Raw genomic sequence first — 16,198 nt, forward strand, 5'->3', positions numbered from 1 at the left:
TCAATCAATCAAAGTGCGATGTGTCTGAAGGGCTGGCGTGGCGTGGGATGTAGGAGTATTCTCGGCCTCAATTGGTACGATAGTTCCATATGATAAAAACAAGACCGGAGCCCGCCATGCGTCTCGCTACCCTCTCCCTTCTCGCACTCTCTGTCGCCCTGGCCGCCTGCGGCGAAGGTGACAAGCCCACCGCCGCCGTCAGCAGCGATTTCCAGAAAGACCTGCAGGCCCGCCTGATCAAGGCCAAGGCCGGTGATGTCATCGACATTCCTGCAGGCACCTACCATCTGGACCGCAGCCTCAGCCTGAAGGTGGATGGCGTGACCATTCGCGGCGCTGGCATGGACAAGACCATCTTGAGCTTCAAGAACCAGAAGGCTGGCGCCGAAGGGCTGTTCGTCGACGCCTCCGACTTCACCATCGAGAACCTCGCCATCGAGGACACCAAGGGCGATGGCCTGAAGGTCATCGGCGGCAAGAACATCGTCATCCGCAACATCCGCACCGAGTGGACCAACGGGGCCTCCACGGAAAACGGCGGCTACGGCATCTACCCGGTGCAGACCGAGAACACCCTGCTCGAAGGCAACGTCGCCATCGGCGCCTCCGACTCGGGTATCTACGTCGGCCAGTCGCGCAACGTGGTGGTGCGCAACAACCGCGCGGAGCGCAACGTCGCCGGCATCGAGATCGAGAACACCATCGGCGCCGACGTCTACAACAACGTCGCCACCGACAACACCGGAGGCATCCTCGTCTTCAACATGCCCAACCTGCCGCAGCCGGGGCGCGGCACCCGCGTCTTCGACAACGATGTACAGGGCAACAACCACGAGAACTTCGGCCACAAGGGCACCCCGGTGGCCAGCGTGCCGGCGGGCTCTGGTGTGGTGGTGAACTCCAACGACGATGTGGAAATCTTCAACAACAAGATCGGCAACCACAAGACCGCCAACGTCATCGTCAGCAGCTACTTCAGCACCGGCTATTCGGACAAGGCCACGCAGCCGAACTTCGATCCGTACCCCGAAGGCATCTTCATTCATGGCAACACCTTCGGCCCCGGTGGCGACAGCCCCGACCACCTGGAGCTCAAGGCGCTGAAGATCGCCAAGTTCGGCCTCAATGGGCGTCTGCCGGACATCCTCTGGGACGGTTACTTCAACGAGAAGAAACTGGTCGACGGCAAGCTCCCCGAAGCCCTGGCCATCTGCATCGACAACGGCAATGCCGGCATCGTCAACGTCGATGGCCCCAACGGCTACAAGAACATCAGCACCGACATCAGCTCGCACCAGTGCAAGCTCAAGCCGCTGCCGAAAATCGAACAGGCCGGCCTGGGTGAGAAGGGCAACAAGGCATGATGAAACCCGCTTCGTTCCTGTTGTCGCTCGCCCTGGCCGCTGCCCTTGCTGGTGCACTGGCCGGGTGCGGGCAGGAGAGCAAGCCGCGTTATCAGCCCGAAGGCGGCGACTACCCGGAAAAGCTCAGCGGCTGGGGCATGTTGCACCTGGCGGACGGCCATCTGACGCCGACCGCCGAGGTGCTGCCCTACGACCTGAATACCTCGCTGTTCACCGACTACGCGCACAAGCTGCGCACCGTGTGGATGCCCGAAGGGCAGTCGGCGCAGTATGCCGAGGACCGCTTCGACTACCCCGTCGGCACCGTGCTGACCAAGACCTTCTATTACCCCAAGGACGCACAGGGCAACCTGCTGCAGAACAGCCAGGACGACCGTGACCCGAAGGCCGGGCTCGACATGGCCAAGGTCCATCTGGTGGAAACCCGCGTACTGGTTCGGCAGAAGGACGGCTGGGCGGCGCTGCCCTACGTGTGGAATGCCGACCAGAGCGAAGCGACCCTGGAGCTTGCGGGCGACAGCCCGGCACTGGAGTTGACCGCCGAGGACGGCAAGAAGACCGCCTTCACCTACATGGTGCCGGACGCCAACCAGTGCTCCGAATGCCACGCCGAGCAGAAGGGCGGCGGTATCGCCCCGCTGGGACCCAAGGCACGGCACCTGAACAAGGATTTCGCCTACGCCGAAGGCAACGACAACCAGTTGCAGCACTGGCAGGCGCGCGGTTTCCTCAAGGGCCTGCCGGCGCTGGCTCAGGTGCCGCAGAACGCGCTGTGGGGGCATCCGCGTCCCGGTGAGGATCTGGAGAATCAGGCGCGCAGCTACCTCGACGCCAACTGCTCGCACTGCCACAACCCCAAGGGGGCAGCGCGCACTTCGGGCCTGCACCTCGACCCGCATACGCCGGTCTCCATTGCCTACGGCCTGTGCAAACCGCCAGTGGCGGCGGGCGGCGGCACCGGCGGGCGACTCGAAGACATTCACCCCGGCAGCCCGGAGAAATCCGTGCTCAGCTACCGCGTCGGCAGCGACAAACCCGGCGACATGATGCCCGAGCTGGGCCGCACCCTGGTGCACCGCGAGGGGCTGGAACTGCTCAACCGCTGGATCGCCTCGCTACCCGGCGACTGCTAGTGGAATAGCGCCCGGAGCCCGCCAGGGCTCTGGGCTGCGCATTGCGACGAGCAAACGGCTGGGGCCGTGCTAGCGTTCATCTGGTCCCTTTCTCTCGCAGGTGCGCTTCCATGGACGATACGAACATCATCAATGTGGGTACGGAGAAGATCAACGCACTGTGGGCGACGGTTTCGCAGTACGCGCTCGCTTTCGGTGTGAAGATCCTCGTAGCCATTCTCTTCTGGGTTCTCGGCCGCTGGCTGATCACCTTCGCCGTCAATCTGGTGGAAAAGGCACTGGCCAAGCAGAGCGTCGATCCGACGGTCCTGCGCTATGTCGGCTCCTTCATCACCGTCACCCTGAACATCCTCCTGGTCGTCGGTATCCTCGGTTACTTCGGCGTGCAGACCACCAGCCTCGCCGCGCTGATCGCTGCCATCGGCCTGGCCATCGGCATGGCCTGGTCCGGACTGCTGGCGAACCTTGCGGCCGGTGGGTTCATCATCGTGCTGCGGCCATTCAAGGTCGGTGATTTCATCACTGCTGGCGGCGTCACTGGCACCGTCAAGGAGATCGGCCTGTTCGCTACGGCAATCAATACGCCGGACAACGTGATGACCCTGGTGGGCAACAACAAGATTTTCAGCGACACCATCCAGAACTACACCCACAATCCCTACCGCCGCGTGGAACTCAAGGCGCAGCTCTCCGGCGCTGCTGATTGGCAGGCTGCCGCTGCGGTGCTCAAGCAGCGCATCGCGGCGATCCCCAATGTGCTGAGCGACCCGGCGGTGGATGTGGAGATCCTCGAGTTCAACCTCGTCGGCCCCGTGCTGGCGGTGCGCCCCTACTGTCACAACGACAACTACTGGCAGGTCTACTTCGACACCAACCGCACCATCAAGGAAGCCCTGGGCACCGACTTCCCGGCACCGATGCCGGCGCAGACGGTGATCGTGCAGCAGTCGGCGAACAGCTGACGGCTCCCGCTCCTGCAAAGGCCACCGCAAGGTGGCCTTTTCTTTTCCCGGTGAGAATTGATCGGCTGGGACCGATGGTGTGTCGGCCCCGATAAGTGGTCTGGTGTATCGGACGCAGTCCTAGTCGCACGCCTGATCTCGTTTGGCTGGCGGACTTTTCCCGTCGATCTCCCAGCAAATGTCTGGCTGACCACCCCGCGCTGTGCCTTGCACCCTTGAGGCTCATTCCTCAGCGGTGAGGCGATCAACATGGCGGGCGGCAAGCAGAGCGAAGGGTTCACCCTGGTGGAGGTGCTGGTCTCACTGCTCATCCTCGGCATTGGCCTGCTGGGGCTTGCGGGGTTGCAGAACGTCGGCATCAGCGCCGGCTACAGCGCGCTGCAACGCTCCCAGGCATCCTGGCTGGCCAGCGAGATGGCCGACCTGCTGCGTGCCAATCCGGACGCCGCCCATGCCGGTGCCTACGACACGAACTTCGTCGACGCCGCTGCTGGGTGCCCGAAAGGCGGTGGTTCGACGCGTGCGCAGCTCGATCTCGGCCAGTGGCAGGCCGATGTCTGCGAGACGCTCGGCGGATCGGGTAGCGGCTCGGTGCAGGTGCTCCACAGCGGTGATCAGTACAGCGCGGTGATCGCCGTGCGCTGGAACGACCGGCGGGCTCGCGAGCGCCTGGGTGAGGCTGGAAATGCCTGGGAAACCTTCACCTATCGGGCGGGCCTCTGACATGCACCAGCGCGGGCTTTCGCTGGTCGAGCTGCTGGTGGCCATGGCGCTCGGCTTGCTGCTTCTGGCGGGCGTTATCCAGGTCGTCCTGAGCAGCAAACGCAGCTACCAGAGTGGCGTTGCCCTGGCCGAGTTGCAGGAGAGCGGCCGCTTCGCGCTGGAGGCCATGGCGCAGGACCTGCGCAATGCTGGGTTCACTGGCGCCTGTGCCGCTGGGCTGGTCAATGCCAGTGGCATCGATGACGCGCAGTACGCCGTGGAGCAGTCGCCAATCGAAGGGTACGGCACGGGAATGTCGGCGTCCGCCTGGGTGCCTTCCGGACGCCTGGCGAACACTGATGCGGTGCTCCTGCGCCATGCGTCCGAGCCTGTTCTCGAGGCACGTTCGATCAGCGCAAACCGAGTGCTCCTCACCTCATCGAGTGCGGTCGCCGGGGCCTTCTATCTGCTCAGCGATCAGCAATCCTGCCTGCTGCTGCGCAATGCCGGGAACGCGGCGAGCCTGTTGGCGGATCGTTCGCTTGAGCACTTCCTGGCGTTCGCGACGCGGGTCTACCCGTACCGCTACGCGATCTACTGGATCGGCCGTGGCGTCGATGGGACGCCGGGGCTGTTCGTGACGGATAACAGCCAGACCTCACTCAAACCGAACACCGAAGAACTGGTGAACGGTGTCGCCGGCATGAGCCTGCGCTATGGCGTGGCTGGGGCCGGCAGCGAGGCGGTGTCGGCCTACAAGGCGGCGCGGGAAATGACCGCTGGCGACTGGCAGAGGGTACGTACGGTGCGTGTCAGCCTGCTGCTGCAGAGTCAGGCCCGCGAGGTCGACGAAGCGCCGAAGTCGCTGGTGTTCGACGGCCGCACCCTCGCACCGAATGCAGAGCGAAGGCTGCGGCTGGTGATGAGCAGCACCATCGCACTGCGTAATCCACCGCGGTGAACGAGAGGTCGACGATGCGCCATAAATCCGAGCGCGGCGCGGTGCTGCTGGTCTCGCTGGTCATGCTGTTGCTGCTCACCCTCATCGGTCTGGCGGGCATGCGCATGGTGCAACTGGAAGAGCGCATGGCCGGCAACCTGCGTGACCGACAGATGGCCTTTCAGGCAGCGGAAGCGGCACTGCGCGCAGGGGAAGCGGCTGCACTGGAGCGCTATCGGCACGACGGCCCCATGGCCTCCATCGACGATGCCAAAGGAGTGGTTGATGGCTTTTCCGAGAGCTCGGCGAAGCCGGCCTTCCGGCTGCGCTTCTTGCGCTGGCTGGCCAGCGAAGGGCTGGAAGTCGGCAAGGGCGGCTCGACCCGTGGTGTCGCTATCGAGGTGCGCGCCGAAGGCTTCGGCGCACGTCGCCAACCCTCGGGGGAGCCGGTTTCCAGCGTCCGGCTGAGCAGCGTCTATTTCATCCGTTAGCTGACAGGAAGGAGATGGCAGTGAGGCTCGGAATGCTCTGTTCCCTGATGGTGGGTGCTGCGCTGGCGAGCGCGCTGTCGGCTGCGCCGGTCAGCCAGGTGCCGCTGCAGATCGCCAGCGGTGCTCCAGGCAACATCCTGTTGTTGCCATCATCGGCCCATGGGGCGACGGCGGCTGCTGCCAATCCGAGTCCTGTCTACGCCACCGGCGAGCGGTACTTCGGCTATTTCGATCCAGACAAGTGCTATGCCTACCGTTTTGGCGAAGCGGAGACGCAGCGCTACTTCCAGCCCATCGGCCCGGCCCTGGCCCATGTCTGCCGGCAGGCCTGGAGCGGCAACTTCCTCAACTGGGCGACGGCGCAGGCCATGGATGTCTACCGCGCCGTGCTGACCGGGGGCGATCGCCTGATCGACAGCACCGAAACGACGGTGTTGCAGAAGGGGCGAAATCTGGAGCGGGACGGTGCCTTCCCGGATCGCGGTCTGCCATTGGATACCGTTGCCGGTGCCACGCCATTCTCCGGCGCAATGCTGTACCTTCGAGTTGCGGGTGAGGAGCGCAGTCTGTTGCTGAGCCGCAGCCCGGACTTTCCCGGCGAGCCACAGGAGTTCCTGCCCGGAGAGCCGCTGTTACCGGCGAAGAGCTACCGGCTCGCGGTGCATGTGCAGGTTTGCATTGCCGGCCAGCAGGAGCGCAACTGCCAGCGCTATGGTGAGCGCTACAAGCCCGAGGGGCTGTTGCAGCAGTACGCCGGGCGCCTGCGCTTCAGCCTCTTCGGCCGGTCTGACCGCGAAGGGGGAGTTGTGCTGCGCGTGCCGCAGAAATTCGTTGGTCCGTGGCGAGACGATGGGAGTGACAATCCGCAGAAGGAGTGGTCGGCACAGACCGGCGTGCTCATCGACCGGCCGGCTGGAGTGATCGCCACGCTCAACCGCTTCGACGAGTCCCCGCCACTGCCGTTTGATGACGTGGGCGAACTGCTCCATGCCGCCACACGCTATCTGCGACATCAGGGAAATCATGCGGACCCGCTGACCTACGCCTGTCAGCGCAATCTCATGCTCGGGCTTGGCGGTGCGGGTGAGGGTGAGGGTGAGGCTGGCGCGAGTCTGCTGCGCCTCGGTGATCCAGCGGTCGCTCAGGCGGCGCAGCAGGTGATGGCCATGCAGGGCGGAGGAGGGACTGCCGCCTCACTCGCGCTGGCAGGCCTGGCCTATGAGGCCCATGTGAGCGACCTGCGCCCGGACCTGCCCGGCCGGCAAAGCGCCTCCACCTACTGGCTGGCGTCGTCCGGTGAAGTGGCCGGACCGGGCAGCGCCCTGTGGCTGGCAACCCAATACGGCGGCTTTGCGATTCCGCGCGGCTACTCCTCTGCGCGCACATCACCGTTGCCGGAAAGCGAATGGCGGGGTGTGGATGGCTGGCCGGCCAACCTGCTGAAGCTCGCCGACCCCGACAGGTTGCGTGATGAGCTGAAACAGGCGTTTGCCCGAACGGCTGACGACGTGCCGATGAGTATCGGCAATTTCAGCGCCGGCCCGAGGTACGGCGAGTGGTTCAGCACCTTGCTGGCGGGGCGGTACTGGAGCGGTGACCTGCAGCTATGGCGCGAAGACGAGGAGAAGCCGCAGTGGTCGGCTGCACGAAAGCTGGACGAGCTGAGCGAAGCGCAACTGGCCGAACGTAACATCCTCACTGTGGGGGCCGCCACGACTGCGGTGGACGGATCGCGGATCATGCGCACAGGCATGCCCTTCGCCTGGGGTGCCCTGGATGACGAACAGCGTCGCAGGCTGGGGAGCGAGCAGGGCGAGTTACTGATCGACTACCTGCGCGGCTCGCGTTTGCCGGAGCGACGCGAGCCCGGCAGTTCGCTGCCGTTCCGCCTGCGTGCCAGCCGGCTGGGCGACATCGTCGGCTCGCGCCCGGCCTACGCCTGGCATGACCCGCAGCCCTACGGCGAGCTACCCAAGCTGTTGGGTACAGGCTACCGGGCGTTCCTTGCCAGCGAGCTCTATCAGCAGCGAGCGCCGCTGGTGGCGGTGGGCGCCAACGACGGCATGCTGCATGGCTTCGATGCGCGCGATGGGCACGAGCTGTTCGCCTTCGTGCCGGCGGCAGTACTGGGGCGCCTCCATGAGCTGGCCGATCCCGGCTATGCCCATCGCTTTTACGTCGATGGATCGCCCGCGGTGGGGAATGCCTGGATCGGCGGGGAGTGGCGGACCCTCCTGGTGGGCAGTACGGGAGCGGGCGGCAACAGCCTGTTCGCGTTGGACGTGACCGATCCCGAGCAAATGGGGCCACGCAGCGTGCTCTGGGAGTTCAGTCATCCCGATCTTGGCTACACCCTGGGGCGGCCAGCCCTCATGGCCCTCGGGTCGGGACGGTTCGTCGTGGCGGTTTCCTCCGGCGCCAGGGACCCGGAAAGCCAGGGCGGGGATATCTGGCTGCTCGATGCGGCGGATGGGCATGTGCTCAAGCGCGTCCACCTGCCCGGGGCTGGCGACCTGGGGCCGGTGACCGCGATCAGCAGCTCGGGAGACGTGACCGCCAACCGCCTTTATGTGGGCGACAGCTTCGGGAATCTATGGCGTGTGGATCTGGTAGGCGAGGAGGGCGGCGATTCGGCGATTCCACCGTTGCTGGCCGGCAAGCCGTTGTTCCGGGCGCTGGCACCGGATGGGAGTCCGCAGGGGATCAGTGCGCCGGTGGCCGCTGCCCTGGACCGCAGCGGACTGGTGCGGGTCTTGTTCGGAACCGGGCGCTACTACCGCGTGGGTGACGACGAGCCCTCGGCAAAGACTGAAAGCCTGTACGGCGTGATTGATGGCGGGCAGGCCTTCGCCGGGCGCTCCAGTCTTCAGCCCGTGTCCTCCAGCGGCGCCCTCGACAGCTTCCATGGCTGGTATCTCGACTTGCCGGCGAATGGCTCGCGAGTGGTGGATCAGCCGCAGATCCGCGACGGGAAGCGGGTGCTGTTCAACCTGATCGCACCGGGAGACGACCCTTGCAGCGATCCGCTCGTTTACGCGTCGCTTGTACTGGAGGTCGCCAGCGGGGAGCGGTTGGCAGGCGGCTTGCCCAACGATGTTCTGGCGAACAGTGACGCAGCGTCTCAGCCTAGCGGCGCGCTGCAGCAATCCGATCCAGGTGGTGCTCTGCGCATCCTCGGGGTGGACCGTGATGGTCGTCCGCAGGGGCAGGCGCTCGGTCTACCCCGCGACTTCGGGCGCAAGGCCTGGTGGGAGTCTCGTTGAAATGAAATCGATGCATGAGCGCGCGGGCGGTTTCACACTGGTGGAACTGCTGGTTTGCCTGAGCCTGATCGGCATCCTGCTGGGGATCGCACTGCCGGCGTATCAGGAGCACATCCAGCGGGTGCGTCGGGTGGAGGCGCAGAAATCCCTGGTGGAGCTGGCGCAGTCGCTGGAGCGCTTCTACACCAGCCGTGGCACCTACGTCGGTGCAACGTTGCCGTTCGAGCAGTCGCCACGTGAGGCGGGGAAGGCCTTCTACCGCTTGGGGTTTGCCAGTGGCCCGGATGAGTTGGGCTACGTCCTGCAGGCCGAACCGGTCGGGGCGATGGCGGGGGATATCTGCGGGCCACTGACGCTGGCCAGCAGTGGGCTCCGGGGCTCGGCCACGGAGCGTTGCTGGTAGGCGTGCGTCAGGTCGGCGTACGGTCGACCCACTTGGGTGCTGCCAGGGGCTTCCAGGCGGCCAGGGCGCTGACCAGCTCGGCGGGCGAGGCGGCGCGCTGCAGCATGTCGCGGTGCGGCTGGCGCACGAAGCGCTCCTGCACCAGGTGGTCGAGGAAGGTCAGCAGCGGATCGAAGAAACCATTCACTTCCAGCAGGCCCAGTGGCTTGGCGTGGTAGCCGAGCTGACCCCAGGTCCAGACCTCGAACAGTTCTTCCAGGGTGCCCAGGCCACCGGGCAGGGCGATGAAGGCGTCGCTCAGCTCAGCCATGCGGGCTTTGCGCGCATGCATGCCGTCCACCACTTCCAGGCGCGTCAGACCGCTGTGGCCGACTTCGGCGTCCTTCAAACTCTGCGGGATGATGCCGATGACTTCGCCGCCGGCGGTCAGCGCGGCGTTGGCGACCATGCCCATCAGGCCCACGGCGCCGCCTCCATAGACCAGTTGGATGCCGTTCTCGGCGAGGTGGCGGCCGAGGGCTTCGGCGGCTTCCTGGTAGATCGGGGTGGTGCCGGGGCTGGCGCCGCAGAATACGCAGATGGAACGCAAGGTCATGGAGGGCACTCCTGGTTTCTCTGGCCTCGTTTAGCAGGCCGTCAGGGTAGCGGCAGTCCGGGGAGCGACCAAGTACGAAATGCCCTAGTCCAATTCTGTTCGTTGCAGGCTGCCGCCACAGACGCCGAGGGCGTAGCAGGCGAGCAGACTTTGTAACAATGGATAGCGGTGCATGGCGCGAACTCCTGTTGGGCCGTGGGATGGGGTCTATGCTAGGCCGGGTGCGCTGATCTGCCTCGTTGATCCTGCTGATCGACCTGATAGACAGTTCGAAGCTTGGCTCGTGGCCGATGGCCATTGATGCAGATCAGGGGAACCCCGATCACGTTCGGGCAGTCTTCCCTTCAGGATTCTCCGCCCAACCTGCCTAGGAGGCATGTCATGTTCCGTAAACTCGCCGCTGTATCCCTGCTTGGCCTGTTCAGTGCCCCGCTGCTGGCCGCCGAATGCTCCGTGGACATCCAGGGCAACGACCAGATGCAGTTCAGCACCAACGCCATCACCGTCGACAAGAGCTGCAAGACCTTCACCGTAAACCTGTCGCACCCGGGCAGCCTGCCGAAGAACGTCATGGGCCATAACTGGGTTCTGACCACCGCCGCTGACATGCAGGGCGTGGTGACCGACGGCATGGCCGCCGGTCTGGACAAGAACTACGTGAAAGACGGCGACACCCGCGTGATCGCCCACACCAAGATCATCGGTTCCGGCGAGAAGGATTCGGTGACCTTCGACGTCTCCAAGCTGAAGGCCGGTGATGAATATGCCTTCTTCTGCTCCTTCCCGGGCCACTCGGCCATGATGAAGGGCACCCTGGCGGTGAAGTGATCCGGCTTTCGCTCGAAAGTCTGTGATCCGAAAAGCCCGACCCATGGTCGGGCTTTTTATTTCACGCAAGGAGGGTAGGGTGTGGGCGTGGTTGACATTGCAACGGGGGACTCATGTACCACGGGGAACGCTTCAACGCCTGGACTCACCTGATTGGCGCCGTGCTGGCGCTGGTGGGCGGCATCTGGCTGCTGGTCGCCACCAGCCTGGTGGGCGAGCCGCTGCGCATCGTCAGCGTGGCGGTGTACGGCACGACATTGACCCTGCTCTACAGCATCTCGACGCTCTACCACAGCGTGCGGGGGCGGGCGAAGATCATCCTGCGCAAGCTCGACCACCTGTCGATCTACCTGCTGATCGCGGGGAGCTACACGCCCTTCTGCCTGGTGACGCTCAAGGGGCCCTGGGGCTGGACGCTGTTCGGCATCGTCTGGTCGATGGCGGTGATCGGCATGCTGCAGGAGATCAAGCCGCGCTCCGAGGCGCGGGTGCTGTCGATCATCATCTACGCGGTGATGGGTTGGATCGTGCTGATCGCGGTCGGTCCGCTGTACCGCGCGCTGGGCGGCGCCGGCTTTGCCTGGCTGGTGGGCGGCGGGGCCTTCTACACCATTGGCATCATCTTCTTTGCCTACGACAGCCGCTTCCGCCACTGGCACGGCATCTGGCACCTGTTCGTGATCGCCGGCAGCCTGCTGCACTTCATCGCCATCTGGCGCTACGTCATTCCCCAGCACTGAACCCTTGAGCCGCCTGGCGCGGGACTTCCCCGCGCCAGGCGGCTGCCGTTCGCTTACGGCGCGGTGGGCAGGGCGCGCTTGTGGCGGGTCTTCTCGAAGGTGCGGACGATGATGTCGAAGGCTTCCTGGCCGACGTCCTGGCCGTGCAGGAAGGCGTCAATTTCCTTGTAGGTCACGCCGTGGGAATGCTCGTCCGGCTTGCCGGGGGCGAGGTCCTCGAGGTCGGCGGTCGGCACCTTCTCCACCAGGTGCTCCGGCGCGCCGAGGCTGCGGGCGATGCTGCGTACCTGGTTCTTCACCAGGCCGGTGAGCGGGGCGAGGTCGCAGGCGCCGTCGCCGAATTTGGTGAAGAAGCCCATCACCGCTTCGGCGGCGTGGTCGGTGCCCACTACCAGACCGGCACGGGCGTTGGCGATGGTGTACTGGGCGACCATGCGGATACGCGCCTTGGTGTTGCCCAGGGCAAAGTCGCGGGTGGCCGGGGCCAGCCCTTCCAGTGCCTGGGTCTCGGCGGCCAGCGCCTGCACGGCCGGGCCGATGTTCACGGTGTGTCGCTCGTCGGGGGCAATGCAGTCCACCGAGTCCTGGGCGTCCTGCTCGTCGCCCTGCACGTTGTACGGCAGGCGTACAGCGAGGAAGCGGTAGTCCGGGCTGCCGGTCTCGGTGCGCAGGCCTTCCACGGCGCGCTGACAGAGCATACCGGCGGTGAGCGAGTCGACGCCGCCGCTGATGCCCAGCACCAGGGTCTTCATTCCCGAACCCTTCAGGCAGTCCTGGATGAAGCGCACGCGACGCTGGATCTCGGCCTGCAGCTCGGCGTCGGACTGGAAGGGCGGCTGCACGTTGAGTTCTCTGGCGATGGCGGCCTGTCTGTCTTTCATCTGGAGGGCTCCTGTGGAAAGCGGAAAATGGGTTACACCGGCACCTTGAACACGTGGCGCAGGTAAGCGACGAAGTTCTCGTCGCGGCATTGGGTCTTGCCCGGGGTGTCGGAAATCTTCGCCACGGGGTGGCCGTTGCAGGCCGTCATCTTGAGCACGATGTTCATCGGTTCCACCCCGGGGATGTCGCAGGTCAGGTTGGTGCCGATACCGAAGCTGACGTTGATCTTGCCACGCAATGCGCGGAAGAGCTGCAACGCCTTGGGCATGTCGAGGCCATCGGAGAACACCAGGGTCTTGGTCATCGGGTCGATTCCCAGGCGGCGGTAGTGGGCAATGGCCTTCTCGGCCCAGGCCAGCGGGTCGCCCGAGTCGTGGCGCAGGCCATCGAAGAGTTTGGCGAAGTACAGGTCGAAGTCGCTCAGGAAGGCGTCCATGGTAATGCAGTCGGTCAAGGCGATGCCCAGTTGGCCGCGGTACTCGCGCACCCAGCAGTCCAGCGCGGCGATCTGGCTGTCGATCAGCCGCGGGCCGAGTTGCTGGTGCGCCATCAGCCATTCATGGGCCATGGTGCCGATGGGCTTCACGTCGAATTCGCGGGCCAGGTGGACGTTGCTGGTGCCGACGAAGCGTCCGGGGAAATCGCGCTTGAGGATGTGCACGACCTCTTCCTGGGTGCGGTAGGAGAAGCGCCGGCGGGTGCCGAAGTCGGCCACCTGGAACTCCTTCAGCTCCTCTTCGCTGGCGTTGCCGGCAAGCCAGTCGAGCTTGCGGTAGAGCTGCTCGCCGACCTGCTCCAGCACCACTTCGCGGTAGCGATAGCGGTTGCGCACCTCGCTGACGATGGCCAGCAGCGGCACCTCGAAGAGGATCACGTGCAGCCACGGTCCGCGCAGTCGAATGGCCAGCTGGTCGTCCTCGATGCTGGTGTGCACGTAGCGCAGGTTGAAGCGGAACAGACTGAGGAAACGGATGAAGTCCGGCTTGATGAACGGGATGCGCTCGAGGAAGGCCAATTGATCCGGCGTGGCCTCCAGCTCGGCCAGACGCTCGATCTGGTAGCGGATTTCCGCCAGGTACGGGCGCAGGTCCTCGGCATTGCGGCAGCGGAATTCCCACTCCACTTCGGCGTTGGGGTAGTTGTGCAGCACCGCCTGCATCATCGTCAGCTTGTAGAAGTCGGTGTCCAGCAGGTTCTGCACGATGCGCTCGGCAAACACGCTCTCGGCCATGATCAATTCTCCCTGATGCCCATGAGGGCCTCGTCCAGCTCGTTCTCGTCCGTGCAGAGGATGACCCCGGCGCTGCGCATTTCCTTGCAGGCCACCTTCGCGGTTTCCTCTGCGATGGCGCGGCAGGCCGGCAGGTACAGCAGCACCTGGAAGCCGGCGCGGCGCAGTTGCAGCGCGGTGGTCTTCACGCAGTAGTCCAGCGCCAGGCCGCCCACCAGTACGTGGCTGACCGCGTTCTGCCGCAGGTATTCGATCACCCCGGTGCTGCGCCGTTCCGCCAGGTCGTGGTAGCACGCACCGTAGGGGTGCAGGTTCGGTTCGACGCCCTTCCAGATGAAGAAGTCGTAGTCCATCGGTTCAGGCAATTCGTCCAGCAGCTCGAAGCCCGGCGTACCGGGCACGCAGTGACTGACCCAGGTGAGGTCGGCATTGGGCAGGCTGAGCGGCTGCAGCATCTGTGCCGGTTCGCTCACCACCCAGGGCGCTTGCGGGCTGTGGGCGTCCTTGCTGCCCAGGCGCAGGCTGGCGCGTTCGGCCATGAGGTTGAGGGCGCCGCCGATGGCGTCACCGCCGGGCACCGGCAGTTCATCGGGGCAGAGCGGGGTGAAGCCTTTCTGGGCGTCTACATCGAAGCTGGCGATCAGGTTCATGGAAGCCTCCGCTTGACCGTTGGTGGTCTGTCGTGGCTACATAATTCACGACATGAAATAAGTCGTCAAGCAGAAAGGCTAAAAATGATTGGAGGTGGAAGATGCTTTCTGTACATGGTGAAATAAGTCACGGGACTTCTTCCAATGAAGGAGCATTCGAGGAGCGTCGATGAATAGCGCTGAAGTGCTGGCCACCGTGGATATCGTGGCGCTGCGCCTGCACCCCGAGCGCGGGTTGGAGCTGCTGCTGATCCGTCGCGCCCAGGCGCCATTCGAAGGCCAGTGGGCGCTGCCTGGTGTGCTGATCAATGGCCGCTGCGCCGACCATGGCCTGGACGATGCCGCCCTGCGCGCATTGCGCGAGAAGGCGCGGGTGCAGCCGGCCTACATGGAGCAGGTGGCCACGGTGGGCAACGCCGTGCGCGACCCGCGTGGTTGGTCACTGAGCGTGTTCTACCTCGTGCTGGTGGCGCCTGACACCGAGCTGGCCGCCGGCGATCTGGATTTCGTGCCGCTGGATGCCGTGCGCGGTGAGCGCTTTGCCTTGCCCTTCGACCACACCCAGCTGGTGCAGCAGGCCTGCGAGCGGTTGGCGGGCAAGTCGGTGTACAGCGCGTTGCCGCTGCATCTGCTGCCGGAACGCTTCACCGTGGCGGAGGCGCTGAAGGCCTTCGAGTGGTCCATCGGCGAGGAAATCCAGCACTCCAGCCTGCGCGGAAGGCTGGAGCGGATGAAGGCGGCGGGCTGGGTGGAAGACACCGGTGAGCGCCACCAGCCGCCGATGGGGCGGCCGCAGCATGTCCTGCGCTTCACACCGCAGGGGGATGGGGCGTTCGTGTTTGATCGGAGTTTGTTGGTTTAGGTGTTTTCGGGGCAGTGCGGAGTTGGGCTTTCCCTCTTCCCAGCCCTCTCCCTGAAGGGAGAGGGAGCCGTTCGGCTTGCGTGGATAGCGGGAAGTCAGCCGGCGAGCTCTGAACGGCCCGAATGCACGGACAGTCCCCTCTCCCTTCAGGGAGAGGGTTAGAGAGAGGGGGCTCGCCGTCGCACAGAAACTACCCCTCCATCCGCTCCCCAATCCATTCCACGAACGCCCTGACCTTGGGCACCGCCGCCGCATGCTCGGGGTACGCCAGGTAATAGCCGCTGCGGCTTTCCAGCCCGTGCTCCCAGGCAATCACCAGCTTGCCCTCGCTCAGTTCCTCTTCCACCAGGAAGCGCGGCAGCAGCGCCACGCCGCAGCCGGCCTGGGCGGCGCGAATGCACATGTAGAAGGTATCGAAGCGCGGCCCGTGGTAGCTGTGCTCGCTGTGCTGGCCGAGGCTCAGGAACCATTCGTGCCAGGCTTCCTGGCGCGTGGCGTTCTGCAGCAGGACCAGGTCGGCCAGTTGCGTCGGCTTGGTCAGCGGTTGCGCCGGCAGGATCGCCGGTGAACAGACCGGCACCATTTCTTCGCCGAATAGCGCCACACACTCCGCGCCGGGCAAGGTGGCGGCGCCGAAGAAGAAGGCGATATCGCAGCGCGACTGCAGCAGGTCGCCCGGTTCCAGTTCCTGGCGCAGGTCCAGGTGGATGTTCGGGTGGCGATGGCGCCAGCCGTTCAGCCGCGGGATCAGCCAGCGCGCGCCGAAGGTCGGCGGCGTCGCCACGCGCAGCACTTCGGTCTCGCCACCATAGGACAGCAGATAGTGGGTGGACATCTCCACCTGCGTGAGGATCTTGCGCACCTCCACCAGGTACAGGTCGCCCGCCGGAGTCAGTTGCAGGCGCCGGCGTACGCGGCGGAACAGCAGGTGCTGGAGCATCTCCTCCAGCTGCGCCACCTGCTTGCTGACCGCACTCTGGGTCAGGTTCAGCTCTTCGGAAGCACGGGTGAAACTCAGGTGCCGCGCCACCGCTTCGAAGCATTGCAGGGCGGTCATGGACGGCAGGTGGCGTTTGCTCAGCATGGCGGGCAGTTCATGAATTTACGGAATGATGTGCATAGGAAACGTCGTTTGTTGTGCCCAGGCAAGCC

At 65.0% G+C, this 16,198-nt stretch carries 16 protein-coding genes; 11 read left to right on the forward strand and 5 right to left on the reverse strand.

Annotated elements, in window-relative coordinates:
* Positions 1–116 precede the first annotated feature (116 nt).
* The 8 genes from FAS41_RS16715 to FAS41_RS16750 all read left to right on the forward strand — a co-directional run bounded on the left by FAS41_RS16715 (position 117) and on the right by FAS41_RS16750 (position 9,258).
* Positions 117–1,364, forward strand: a complete 1,248-nt coding sequence (locus FAS41_RS16715; protein ID WP_138524161.1) for a parallel beta-helix domain-containing protein — start codon at positions 117–119, stop codon at positions 1,362–1,364.
* Positions 1,361–2,497 carry an SO2930 family diheme c-type cytochrome gene (locus FAS41_RS16720; protein ID WP_138524163.1) on the forward strand — a complete coding sequence of 379 codons (1,137 nt, stop codon included), beginning with the start codon at positions 1,361–1,363 and terminating at the stop codon, positions 2,495–2,497. The genes FAS41_RS16715 and FAS41_RS16720 overlap by 4 nt, the downstream gene beginning before the upstream one ends.
* Before the next feature lie 110 nt (positions 2,498–2,607).
* Complete coding sequence (locus FAS41_RS16725) at positions 2,608–3,459, forward strand: mechanosensitive ion channel family protein (RefSeq protein ID WP_138524165.1); 852 nt, start codon at positions 2,608–2,610, stop codon at positions 3,457–3,459.
* 249 nt (positions 3,460–3,708) lie between these two features.
* The gene (gene pilV, locus FAS41_RS16730; RefSeq protein WP_138524167.1) at positions 3,709–4,182 is read left to right on the forward strand and encodes a type IV pilus modification protein PilV; all 474 of its coding nucleotides are present in this window, start codon (positions 3,709–3,711) and stop codon (positions 4,180–4,182) included.
* A 1-nt stretch (position 4,183) separates the two neighbouring features.
* Entirely contained in the window at positions 4,184–5,122 is a 939-nt protein-coding gene (locus tag FAS41_RS16735; RefSeq protein ID WP_171049498.1) for a PilW family protein, read from the forward strand.
* Positions 5,123–5,136: 14 nt separating this feature from the next.
* Positions 5,137–5,592 carry a pilus assembly PilX family protein gene (locus FAS41_RS16740; RefSeq protein ID WP_138524169.1) on the forward strand — a complete coding sequence of 152 codons (456 nt, stop codon included), beginning with the start codon at positions 5,137–5,139 and terminating at the stop codon, positions 5,590–5,592.
* 32 nt (positions 5,593–5,624) lie between these two features.
* Positions 5,625–8,855, forward strand: a complete 3,231-nt coding sequence (locus FAS41_RS16745) for a pilus assembly protein (protein WP_171049499.1) — start codon at positions 5,625–5,627, stop codon at positions 8,853–8,855.
* 1 nt (position 8,856) lies between these two features.
* Positions 8,857–9,258 (forward strand): type IV pilin protein, encoded by a 402-nt coding sequence (locus FAS41_RS16750; protein WP_138524173.1) that lies wholly within the window; start codon positions 8,857–8,859, stop codon positions 9,256–9,258.
* Between the two features lie 7 nt (positions 9,259–9,265).
* On the opposite strand, the gene FAS41_RS16755 is transcribed toward FAS41_RS16750, so the two are convergent.
* Positions 9,266–9,853 (reverse strand): cytokinin riboside 5'-monophosphate phosphoribohydrolase, encoded by a 588-nt coding sequence (locus tag FAS41_RS16755; protein WP_138524175.1) that lies wholly within the window; start codon positions 9,851–9,853, stop codon positions 9,266–9,268.
* Positions 9,854–10,234: 381 nt separating this feature from the next.
* On the opposite strand from FAS41_RS16755, the gene azu reads away from it, so the two are divergent.
* Both azu and trhA read left to right on the forward strand, forming a co-directional pair.
* Positions 10,235–10,681, forward strand: coding sequence for an azurin (gene azu / locus FAS41_RS16760; protein WP_138524177.1), 447 nt, complete (start codon positions 10,235–10,237; stop codon positions 10,679–10,681).
* Positions 10,682–10,794: 113 nt separating this feature from the next.
* Positions 10,795–11,421 (forward strand): PAQR family membrane homeostasis protein TrhA, encoded by a 627-nt coding sequence (gene trhA / locus FAS41_RS16765; protein WP_138524179.1) that lies wholly within the window; start codon positions 10,795–10,797, stop codon positions 11,419–11,421.
* A gap of 53 nt (positions 11,422–11,474) precedes the next feature.
* Here the strand turns inward: trhA and nadE are convergent, their stop codons facing one another.
* Genes nadE through FAS41_RS16780 form a run of 3 tightly spaced genes read right to left on the reverse strand, consistent with a single transcriptional unit; the run spans position 11,475 to position 14,184 of the window.
* Positions 11,475–12,302, reverse strand: a complete 828-nt coding sequence (gene nadE / locus FAS41_RS16770; RefSeq protein WP_138524181.1) for an ammonia-dependent NAD(+) synthetase — start codon at positions 12,300–12,302, stop codon at positions 11,475–11,477.
* A 32-nt stretch (positions 12,303–12,334) separates the two neighbouring features.
* On the reverse strand, positions 12,335–13,534 hold the full coding sequence (gene pncB / locus FAS41_RS16775) for a nicotinate phosphoribosyltransferase (RefSeq protein ID WP_138524183.1): 1,200 nt from the start codon (positions 13,532–13,534) through the stop codon (positions 12,335–12,337).
* 2 nt (positions 13,535–13,536) lie between these two features.
* Positions 13,537–14,184: a nicotinamidase gene (locus FAS41_RS16780; protein WP_138524185.1), complete on the reverse strand. Its 648-nt coding sequence runs from the start codon at positions 14,182–14,184 to the stop codon at positions 13,537–13,539.
* 169 nt (positions 14,185–14,353) lie between these two features.
* Between FAS41_RS16780 and FAS41_RS16785 the strand changes: the two genes are divergently transcribed.
* Entirely contained in the window at positions 14,354–15,046 is a 693-nt protein-coding gene (locus tag FAS41_RS16785) for an NrtR DNA-binding winged helix domain-containing protein (RefSeq protein WP_138524187.1), read from the forward strand.
* A gap of 190 nt (positions 15,047–15,236) precedes the next feature.
* Here the strand turns inward: FAS41_RS16785 and FAS41_RS16790 are convergent, their stop codons facing one another.
* The gene (locus FAS41_RS16790) at positions 15,237–16,130 is read right to left on the reverse strand and encodes a LysR family transcriptional regulator (RefSeq protein WP_138524189.1); all 894 of its coding nucleotides are present in this window, start codon (positions 16,128–16,130) and stop codon (positions 15,237–15,239) included.
* Between the last annotated feature and the right edge of the window lie 68 nt (positions 16,131–16,198).

It is taken from the genome of Pseudomonas nicosulfuronedens, from assembly GCF_005877905.1.
Classification (GTDB): Bacteria; Pseudomonadota; Gammaproteobacteria; order Pseudomonadales; family Pseudomonadaceae; genus Pseudomonas; species Pseudomonas nicosulfuronedens.

Bases quoted from the DNA above. Each gene is read 5' to 3' on its own strand.
- FAS41_RS16715 (WP_138524161.1), top strand. From the start codon at position 117: ATGCGTCTCGCTACCCTCTCCCTTCTCGCACTCTCTGTCGCCCTGGCC.
- FAS41_RS16720 (WP_138524163.1), top strand. From the start codon at position 1,361: ATGATGAAACCCGCTTCGTTCCTGTTGTCGCTCGCCCTGGCCGCTGCC.
- FAS41_RS16725 (WP_138524165.1), top strand. From the start codon at position 2,608: ATGGACGATACGAACATCATCAATGTGGGTACGGAGAAGATCAACGCA.
- pilV (WP_138524167.1), top strand. From the start codon at position 3,709: ATGGCGGGCGGCAAGCAGAGCGAAGGGTTCACCCTGGTGGAGGTGCTG.
- FAS41_RS16735 (WP_171049498.1), top strand. From the start codon at position 4,184: ATGCACCAGCGCGGGCTTTCGCTGGTCGAGCTGCTGGTGGCCATGGCG.
- FAS41_RS16740 (WP_138524169.1), top strand. From the start codon at position 5,137: ATGCGCCATAAATCCGAGCGCGGCGCGGTGCTGCTGGTCTCGCTGGTC.
- FAS41_RS16745 (WP_171049499.1), top strand. From the start codon at position 5,625: ATGCTCTGTTCCCTGATGGTGGGTGCTGCGCTGGCGAGCGCGCTGTCG.
- FAS41_RS16750 (WP_138524173.1), top strand. From the start codon at position 8,857: ATGAAATCGATGCATGAGCGCGCGGGCGGTTTCACACTGGTGGAACTG.
- FAS41_RS16755 (WP_138524175.1), bottom strand. From the start codon at position 9,853: ATGACCTTGCGTTCCATCTGCGTATTCTGCGGCGCCAGCCCCGGCACC.
- azu (WP_138524177.1), top strand. From the start codon at position 10,235: ATGTTCCGTAAACTCGCCGCTGTATCCCTGCTTGGCCTGTTCAGTGCC.
- trhA (WP_138524179.1), top strand. From the start codon at position 10,795: ATGTACCACGGGGAACGCTTCAACGCCTGGACTCACCTGATTGGCGCC.
- nadE (WP_138524181.1), bottom strand. From the start codon at position 12,302: ATGAAAGACAGACAGGCCGCCATCGCCAGAGAACTCAACGTGCAGCCG.
- pncB (WP_138524183.1), bottom strand. From the start codon at position 13,534: ATGGCCGAGAGCGTGTTTGCCGAGCGCATCGTGCAGAACCTGCTGGAC.
- FAS41_RS16780 (WP_138524185.1), bottom strand. From the start codon at position 14,184: ATGAACCTGATCGCCAGCTTCGATGTAGACGCCCAGAAAGGCTTCACC.
- FAS41_RS16785 (WP_138524187.1), top strand. From the start codon at position 14,354: ATGAATAGCGCTGAAGTGCTGGCCACCGTGGATATCGTGGCGCTGCGC.
- FAS41_RS16790 (WP_138524189.1), bottom strand. From the start codon at position 16,130: ATGCTGAGCAAACGCCACCTGCCGTCCATGACCGCCCTGCAATGCTTC.